Origin of the sequence: Arthrobacter sp. HMWF013, assembly GCF_003061105.1 — a bacterium.
GTDB lineage: Bacteria > Actinomycetota > Actinomycetes > Actinomycetales > Micrococcaceae > Arthrobacter.
Genome location: NZ_QAIQ01000332.1, coordinates 1 through 8,404, shown reverse-complemented (window position 1 = coordinate 8,404; position 8,404 = coordinate 1). Strand labels below are relative to the sequence as shown.

Here is an 8,404-nt window from a genome sequence, read left to right as displayed (position 1 = left end):
CCGAGCTCAATGGTGAGGCGCCCGTCGTACACGCTGTCCGTCAGTTCCCGGGTGATGGGTGCGGATAGGAATTCGCCCTTGTCACCGCGGACCACCAAGGACTCAGCCGTCAGTTTGACCAGGGCGTTGTGCACATTGTGCGGATCAGACTTGGCCTGAGCGGCGATTTCCACTGGATCCAAGGCACTGCCCAGCGGGGTGCGCCGCCCCAGGACCCAGTCACGCACGGCGTCGTAGGCCGCAATTTCCTTGACCCGTTCGAGGCGTCCGAAAGCTCCCCGGAAATAGGCCAGCGGTTCGCCGGCGCGGGCCGAGGCATCAGTGGCCACGCCGAGGAACACGGTGTGCGTGCCTCCGGTGGGGGTCTCTTCCACCCTGCAGACGATTGAGGCAAGCGCGCCGTCCAGCATGGGGACGCCCTCAGCGGAGACGGTGACCGGGACGCCGTCGAACTTGTCCCCGCCTTTGCGCCCGAACTTCATGGCCAGATCGCTCTGGTCCTCCGCGAGGATGTTGATGCCAAAGACGCCGGCCTTGAGCACCGCATCGTGCGTGGAGCTTGAGCGGTTGAGGCAGGCGAGCATCATGGGCGGTTCCATGGACAACGACGACACGGCAGACGCCGTCGTACCGTAGTACTCTCCGTCCACAACGGTGGTGATGACGGTGACGCCGCTGGCGAAGTGGCCTACAACGTGGCGGAACGCAGCGGGGTCAACGGCGACCTCCGGAGCGGGAACAACTTGGTTTGTATTCACTGCATCCTCCTGGGATTTTCTGCTGCTGGAATATTTGGGGTGAAAAGTTTCATGAGGGGGGCCAGGCTCTCCAGCTCCTCGAGGTGATTGATGAGGTCGGCGGCCTCCTCGGCGTTGTGCCGTGATGTCCGCCCGCCGAAGTCCGTATTGGCGTAGTACTTAGCCAAGATTTCCGCCTCGCTCATCGGGTTTGCGTAGATATCGCCCTTGGGCACGTCCGTCCGGGTCCTAAGCACGGAACCGTCCCCGAGCTGCAGCTCCACCTCGGCGGTCAGTGATTCGGCAGGAGGTAGGGACCCTACCAGCCGGATCTTGTCCAGTAACCGGTGCAGGCGGGGATCCTGCATGTGCTCCACCGTCAGGTGTTCCGGCCGCACGGTGCGATACATCAGGGCGGTGGCCGCGGTGAACCGGATGCTGAATGCCCCCGAAACTTCCGGGCAGTCCCCCATCACGAACGGCTGGCCCACAAAACCGGCCAGGGTCCGCGGGGTGACGTGGATGCGGATCTCCTTGATTTCCTCATCTGCGAAGGTGTTTTCGGTGGCCAGGCGGACGCACGCATCCAGTGACGGATGACTTGCCCGGCACGAGGACCACGGCTTGATGACGCAGTCAGCGTAGAAGACCTCGCCCAACCTCCGGGTCACCTTCCCGGGCATAGGTGAAGAACAGTACATGTTCAGGAAGCCGTGCCGGCCTGCAATGGGATCAACCGGTCCGGTAAACCCCAGCCCGGCCATCTGCGCGGACACGATGGAGTTGCGGGCGGCAAACGCCATGGGCAGCTTGAAGGCCAGGCTCTGGTCGAAGATGTTGGCCACCGTCCCGGAAAGTTGGTTCACGGCGATGCCGAGTGCGTGGCGCACCTGGGCCTCGTTGAGTCCCATGAGCCTGGCTGCGACGGCGGTGCCGCCCAATCCGTTGATGGTGCCTGTGTTGTCCTGGCCGCTGTAGACATCAAAACCGGACGCCGCGCCGAGGCGGGACGTCAGGTCATCCCCGAGGATGAGCGCGGTCAACAGCTCCCGGCCGGATGACCCCTGCTGCTCTGCAACGGCCAGGGCCACCGGCACCGTTGTCCCGCTGATGTGGGCCGCCGTCTGGGTGTGGTCTTCGTACTCGGCGCCGATCGCCTCAAAGTCGTAGGACCGCATCATGACCGCGTTCACCATGGCCGCGTGCTGGGAAGGCAGCCGCATTCCGTGGACCAGCACCGTTGACTCCGGCACTCCGCCCCAGCGTGTTGCCAGGCCAAGGAGGGCGTCATTGCCCTGGGCCCGGTGGCCTGCGGCTATGTTGCCCAGCGAATCGAGGATCCGGACTTTGGCCCGGGCAACAGTGCCGGCGTCGAACGCCTCGAAGCCTGTGTCCACCACATGCCGGGCCACGATGTCCGTCATGGTTGGTTCGGTGATCTGCGCGGTCATGTGAGGCTAGCTCCGGGCCCCGACGGTGAGGCGTTCCGCGGTCCCGACGGCGGACCCAGCGGTAGTCTCCTCGGCGGATCCTGCGTCCGAAGCGGCTGCGGCGCCGGAGAGGCCATCGATTTCCTCGAACATGGCCCGATAAGCTCCGGTCTCCCCCGCGGCCTGGGCCTTGCGGTGGTCCAGGGCCCGGGCACGGCCGATACTGCCAAGGTAAAAGCGCTCATACAGTTCGATCCTGCTGCCCAGGGCGGACCCGGCGAAGTCCCAGGCCGTGCGCATGATGCGTGCCCGCTCCTGGGCGCTGATGCCGTTGGCTCCGGGAAGATACTTCTCCAGCAGCGGGCCGAGCCGGGGATCATTGAAGGCGCTGCCGGTGGGTGTTGCCAGGAGGTTGTGCGAGCCCATGGACTTGATGATGTCGTTGATCCGGATCATCCAGCCGGGCATGATGGCACGCAGCGAGCTGATGTCGTCATGGCAGAAGAAGGCGCCGCCGCCCCAGTCAGAGGCCCGCATTTCCGCCGAGTGGATTGCTGCGCGGGTGAGCCGCAGGTACGTGTAGATTTCCCCAAGCATGGCTCCGGTGTCGGGCTTGTTTTCGGTGCCCGTGACCTTGGCGATCTGTGTGCAGAGATCGTAGGCGAACTCGAGCTTCACGGCGGCCCGGATGGCGGTCTGCTGCTGGGTGTTACCGGACGCCGTGCCAGCGTTGATGGAGTTGTAGACGTCCAGGTTGCCGTCGATGAATACCCGGTCCCAGGGAACCAGGACCTCGTCGAAAATAATGACGGCGTCCTGCTCGTCGAAACGGGAGGAGAAGGGCTTGTCCGCGACATCTGCATCCACACCGTAGTGGTCGCGGCAGACTGCCACCACGCCGGGGGTGGCCACCGGGATGGCAAAGGAAATGGCGTACTCCTCGAAGCCCTTCTGGATGGGCACTGCGGGGTAGACGTAGAGTTCGTCGGCGATGGGGCCAAGGGTGGCGAGCATCTTGGCGCCTTTGACGATGAGGCCCTGTTCGGTCCGCTCAACCACACGGAGGGTGAGTTCCTCGTTCATGCCCTGCAGCTCGCCGACGCTCTTGTCGATGGCCGCGTGCACGATCGTGTGGGTCAGTGCGAGGTCCTTTTCAATCACTTCGCGGTGGTACGAGGCCAGCCGCTGGTGATACACCGGGTCCCCGGAGCGGTCGAAGATGTCCCGGCGGGAGACGTGACCGGCCAGAACCACGTTGACGTAGTCCGGCGTGCGTCCCAGCATGCCGTTGGAGTAGCGGGCCAGGCGGTCGAAAGCTCGATGCCTGAGGGCAATGTCCCCGGCGTTCTTCGGCAGCGAAAGGCTCACGTTCATAACCTCCCCGGACTCCGGATGGGTGGTCAGGCACTCTGCCGCGTACTTGTGCTGGTAGTCGAAGTAGCCGGCCATGCCTTCGACGGACCCCTTGAAAGCCGGGTGTTCGAGGACGGAGATGCGCTCCGATCCCAGCCAGACCTCGCGGCCGTCATCCAAGCCCCGCTTGTATTCAGCTCCGGTGCGTGCAGTCACTATGATCTCCTTCTTCGCTGGCACCGGCTACATTGCCGGGTCCGCTACATTTTGTCCTTAAAATACATTCTTCTTGGATTTTGCATAAAAAGCAAGACCTCTGGGAGCGAATAGCCAGCATTTTGGTTAAACAGCGGGAGCCGCCCGGAGGCGGCTCCCGCTGGCCATTTCTACTCAATGCCTTCCACGATTCGGGCCTCAGCGGCGCGCCCGCAACGCTGGCTCGGTGCCTGTCGTCGCAAGGCCTGTCTCGGTCAGCCGGTGCAGTTGTGGTCGATCCGTGTCGAAGAAACCAACCGGCTCCCCGTCGATGGTGCGGGCCCGGCCATCACGCACAAAGCCCAGCACCAGAGAGCGCAACTGATCCGAGACCGACGCGAAGACTTCGTCCGGGAAACCAGTGAGCATGGGCGAATCCGTCCAGCCCTCCCGGTTCCCGAACAGGAACGGCAGCTCGAAGCAGTGCGGGCTTCCAGCCCCCTGAAGCCTGCTGTCCACGGAGAACCGCAGCAGGGTGGCGTCCAGGCCGGCAGCGCCGGCCTGGCCGGCCAGTTCGGTGGCAGTAAGCCGAAACTGATGAAGGCTCATTGCCTCCCCCAGCCTGGCGTGCGGAGTTGCATCCGGGAGCCTGGAATCGAGAAATTCCAGCACCGCGCCGGGATCCTCGAAGTGCGCAGCCACGAAGCCTTCCACCTGCTCCGGGGACACCGCATCCACCGGCAAGGCGTGAAGGAACGCGGCAGCCTCGTTCTCCGTGCTGCTGATCAGAAGTGATTCAACATGGAAGGAGGCGGCTGCCTCGCTGAACTCCATCGCCCATCCGGGAACCAGGTCTCCGTCGGCTGCCGGCATCAGTCCGAGTCCCCGGCCGGCATAGGCTTTGCCTACTGTTGCCTGCGCTTCCAGAATCGCCTGGACGGGTGCCGTGGCCAGGGAGCCGGGTCCCGCTGCGCGGAGGGCGTCCGTAAACAGCTCCCACCGCTCCCGGTAGGCGGCACCCGTGAGCGGCGGCTGCCACGGAAGGCTGAACAGCGCCGTTCGGCAGAACAGCCCCTTGGCCTGGGCGGCGAAGCTGAGCACGTAGGCGTACCAGGCTCCGGCCGAGTGTCCTGCGAGCGTCACCGCTGCAGGGTCGCCGCCGAAGCCGGCAATGTTGGCAGAGACCCATTTCAGGGCGTGCAGGATGTCCTGAAGACCGAGGTTTAGGGGAGTCTCCGGACCACCCAGCAGCCCCAGCGCTCCCAGGCGGTAACTGACAGTGACCACCACAGCCCCGCCCTCACCGGCGAGCCGGGTGCCGTCGTACCAACTGACGTTCCCGCCACCGCTGACAAATGCCCCGCCGGGAAGGAACACGAGCACCGGGAGGTCGCTGGCGCCCTCGGGCGCCCAGACGTCCAGCAGGAAAGAGTCCTCGCTCTGCGGCAGGCGGGAAATGGCCGGGCCGATCAGCCAGTCCAGCGACCCCGGCGCCTGCGGGAAAACCGTGGACGGACCTTGGGGGCACTCTGGCGCCGGGTTCCCGAGTGGAGAGAAGCGGTCCGTGGCGTCCAGCCGCTCGCCGTAGCGGATGCCGGCAAAGTGAGCGACGCCGTCGGCCGTATCTCTCGAGTGGACCGCTCCCGTGTCCACAGCCCTTTCAGCCCGGACCGTCACGGTGTGCGCCAGGACGGGTGCACTCATGAGAGTTTGTTGTAGTGGTCGAGGTTAACGTTCCTGGTGATCTTCCAGAATTCGACGACGGGGTAGGGCCAGATCTGCGAGACACGGCCGAACTTATTCTTGTACCAGGTCTTCACCGTGGGATGGCCCCAGGCTTTGGTGGCGTTCGCAGCGTCCAGTTTTTCGACGTAGCCGTCCAGGACGTCCTGCTTGAGGTCCAGGGCCTTGAGGTCGTTTTCAATAATGAGCCGGATGGACTCAAGGATGTACTCCACGCCGTATTCGATCATTGAATACAGGCTGCCGTTCACCACGTGTCCGGTATTGGGGCCGGTGACAATAAACAGGTTGGGGAAGTTTGGCACCGTGATGCCGGCAAAGGCCTTGGCATCACCACCCCAGTACTCGTGCAGGTCCATGTTCCTGCGGCCGGTGATCTTCAGCGGTTCAAGAAATTCGGAGGCGTGGAAACCCGTGGCGTAGACAATGATGTCCACCTCGTGGAGCACGCCGTCCCCGGTGATGATTCCCTCCGGCACCATACGCGCCAGGCCTTCGGTGACGAGCGTTGTCTGCGGCTTCTTCAGCGATTCAGACCATACCCCGTTATCACGGAGCATGCGCTTGCCGCCGACGAGGTAGTTAGGGGTGACCTTGGCCAGGAGGTCCGGGCGGTCCGCGTACTGTGTGGCGAGCAGCTCTGTAAGACTGCGGCGCACCCGCTCGTTCACTGCCGAAACGCTGCCGGGCTTGTCCCAGCCGGGTTCGGCGATGGTTGTGTGCTGGCGGCCTTCCACTCCGAGCCAGTGCTGCCAGAAACGCAGCCACTGTCCGTAGTGCGGGAGCTTGCCCACCAGCCACTGCACCGACTCGGGCATGTCCTCGTAGTAGCCCTGCGTCGGCAGCATCCACGGCGAGCTGCGCTGGAAGATGGTGAGCGCGGAGACCTGGTCCACGATTGCCGGAACGATCTGGTAGGCGCTGGCGCCGGTGCCGATGACGGCGACGCGCTTGCCGGCGACGTCAACGCTGCTGTCCCATTCGGCGGAGTGCATCTGCACGCCGGCAAAGGATTCACGTCCTTCGACGTCGGGATACTTCGGCCGGTCCAGCTGGCCCACCGCGGAGATGACCGCATTGAACTGCCGGCTGAGCGGGCGTCCGGAGCCATCGATGATGTCCACATTCCACAAGCCTGCGGACTCGTCATAGACAGCGGAGGTAACCTCCGTGTTGAACTCGATGTTCTCCTCGAGGCCCCCGCGCCGGGCAACCTGGCAGGTGTACTCGAAGATTTCCGACCCCTGCGAGAACTGCTGCGGCCAGTCATCCCGTTGGGCGAAAGAGAAGCTGTAGGCGTAGTTGGGGGTGTCCAGCCGGACCCCCGGATAAGTGTTTTTCCACCAGGTGCCGCCCACCGTGTGCCCTTTTTCAAACACTGTGTAAGGGACCCCGGCCTGCTTCAGGCGGTAAGCGGCTGCCATGCCGGAAACACCGGAACCGATGACGGCGACGTTGAATTCCCGGCCGACGGCAACGTCGTCGAAGTTCCACTGGGGCTTTCCGCCCTTGCCCTCCACCAGCGCCATGTCATGCATCAGCATGGGGTGGTATTCGGGGTTGGCCTCGTTGGTGATCCAGGTCAGGATGTCCTCAGCCTGCGCCTCGGTGAGCGTCTCCACGGTGGTAAGGCGTTCATCCCGCACCCGCCTCAAGGCCTCAAACGCCAGCTCGCGGGCCTCCGACTGCTGCTCCGGGCTCATTCCGCCGTGCGGGAAGCCTGCGATGTCCGACAGGGGCTGCGGCGGGCGAATGTCGTCGCGCAGCAGGGAGAAGTCGCGCGTTACCGCGGCCAGGGCCACCAGCAGTGCAGGCAGGTCGGAGCCGGCCACAATCCTGCGGAGGAAAGCATCATCTTCGGTGATGGGCTCATACTCCTCACGCCAGTAGAGGTCGTCGACGACACCCTGCTCGCGGGCCTGCACTGCTTCAGTGGTTGAGTGGGTCACGGCGGTACTCCTTGTGGGGACGGATTCCGGAGAGAACCTGTGTGAGCAGGGTCTCTCCTTAAGGCTCCTACTATTCTAGTTACGATGTTGCATAAGTCAATGAAGAAAACATTATCTTCTCCGAGCTACAATAATGCACATGTCGAAAAGTACCGATTCTGAGACGCTGAGCACCCACATCCGGGATTCCATGCGTGGGGACATCCTGGCGGGGCGCTGGGCGCCCGGTGACAAGCTCCAGCTCACAGCCCTTTCGCAGCACTACAAAACCAGCAGCACCGTTATTCGTGAGGCGCTGACCAGGCTGGTGGGCGACCGGTTGGTGATCCTCAAGCCCAACCGGGGGTTCTTTGTGCCGACGCTCTCGCTGGCGGAACTCAAGGACATCAATGAACTGCGTTGCAGGTCGGAGGAGTTCGGGATCGGGCTTGCGGTGGAACGCGGCGATCTCGCCTGGGAATCGGAACTCATCGCGGCCCACCATACGCTTGAGCGCACCCCCTACCGCGAAACAAAGCCCGAGGCCCAGCTGACCGACGCCTGGAACCGGGCCCATCAGGCTTTCCACGCCAAGCTGCTGGAGGCCTGCGGTGTGCCCGTCCTCATCGACCTGTGCTCAACATTGTCTGATCTTTCCCAGCTGTACGGCCGCTGGGCCGGGACCGCCACCCGGTATACGAACCGTGATGTAGCCCAGGAGCACCGCGAAATCCTCACGGCGGCACTGGACCGGGATGCCAAGCTTGCCTCGCGCCTGATCCGGGTGCACTACGAAACCACGCTTAACGCCATCCTTAAGTCCGGGATTGACGACGGCGCAGAGCAGCACGGTACGGCACCCGCCAAGGTCTGACCGGCCGTAATATCGCAGGGAAACGACAAAAGGCCCTCCCGGTCCGCAGTGCGAATTCGGGAAGGCCTTTTGGTTTATCGAAGCTGTGGCGTGGCCTAGGAGACTGCTGAATAAGCGGGATGGTGGGCGGGCGGAACGCCACCA

The 8,404-nt window shown here is 63.8% G+C and carries 6 protein-coding genes; 1 reads left to right on the top strand and 5 read right to left on the bottom strand.

Annotation, left to right across the window (positions count from 1 at the left end; all coding sequences use genetic code 11):
- The 5 genes from DBR22_RS12595 to DBR22_RS12575 all read right to left on the bottom strand — a co-directional run.
- A partial coding sequence (locus DBR22_RS12595) for a flavin reductase family protein (RefSeq protein ID WP_181365159.1) occupies positions 1 to 758 on the bottom strand: 758 nt, incomplete at its 3' end.
- On the bottom strand, positions 755 to 2,188 hold the full coding sequence (locus tag DBR22_RS12590; protein ID WP_108599300.1) for an MmgE/PrpD family protein: 1,434 nt from the start codon (positions 2,186 to 2,188) through the stop codon (positions 755 to 757). The genes DBR22_RS12590 and DBR22_RS12595, both read right to left, overlap by 4 nt.
- A 6-nt stretch (positions 2,189 to 2,194) precedes the next feature.
- Positions 2,195 to 3,736 carry a 4-hydroxyphenylacetate 3-hydroxylase N-terminal domain-containing protein gene (locus DBR22_RS12585; protein WP_108599299.1) on the bottom strand — a complete coding sequence of 514 codons (1,542 nt, stop codon included), beginning with the start codon at positions 3,734 to 3,736 and terminating at the stop codon, positions 2,195 to 2,197.
- A 198-nt stretch (positions 3,737 to 3,934) separates the two neighbouring features.
- Entirely contained in the window at positions 3,935 to 5,419 is a 1,485-nt protein-coding gene (locus DBR22_RS12580; protein WP_108599298.1) for a carboxylesterase family protein, read from the bottom strand.
- Complete coding sequence (locus DBR22_RS12575) at positions 5,416 to 7,407, bottom strand: flavin-containing monooxygenase (protein ID WP_219928115.1); 1,992 nt, start codon at positions 7,405 to 7,407, stop codon at positions 5,416 to 5,418. The genes DBR22_RS12580 and DBR22_RS12575 overlap by 4 nt, the downstream gene beginning before the upstream one ends.
- 139 nt (positions 7,408 to 7,546) lie before the next feature.
- Between DBR22_RS12575 and DBR22_RS12570 the strand changes: the two genes are divergently transcribed.
- Complete coding sequence (locus DBR22_RS12570; RefSeq protein WP_181365158.1) at positions 7,547 to 8,260, top strand: GntR family transcriptional regulator; 714 nt, start codon at positions 7,547 to 7,549, stop codon at positions 8,258 to 8,260.
- Positions 8,261 to 8,404: the final 144 nt, after the last annotated feature.

Bases quoted from the DNA above. Each gene is read 5' to 3' on its own strand.
- DBR22_RS12590 (WP_108599300.1), bottom strand. From the start codon at position 2,188: ATGACCGCGCAGATCACCGAACCAACCATGACGGACATCGTGGCCCGG.
- DBR22_RS12580 (WP_108599298.1), bottom strand. From the start codon at position 5,419: ATGAGTGCACCCGTCCTGGCGCACACCGTGACGGTCCGGGCTGAAAGG.
- DBR22_RS12570 (WP_181365158.1), top strand. From the start codon at position 7,547: ATGTCGAAAAGTACCGATTCTGAGACGCTGAGCACCCACATCCGGGAT.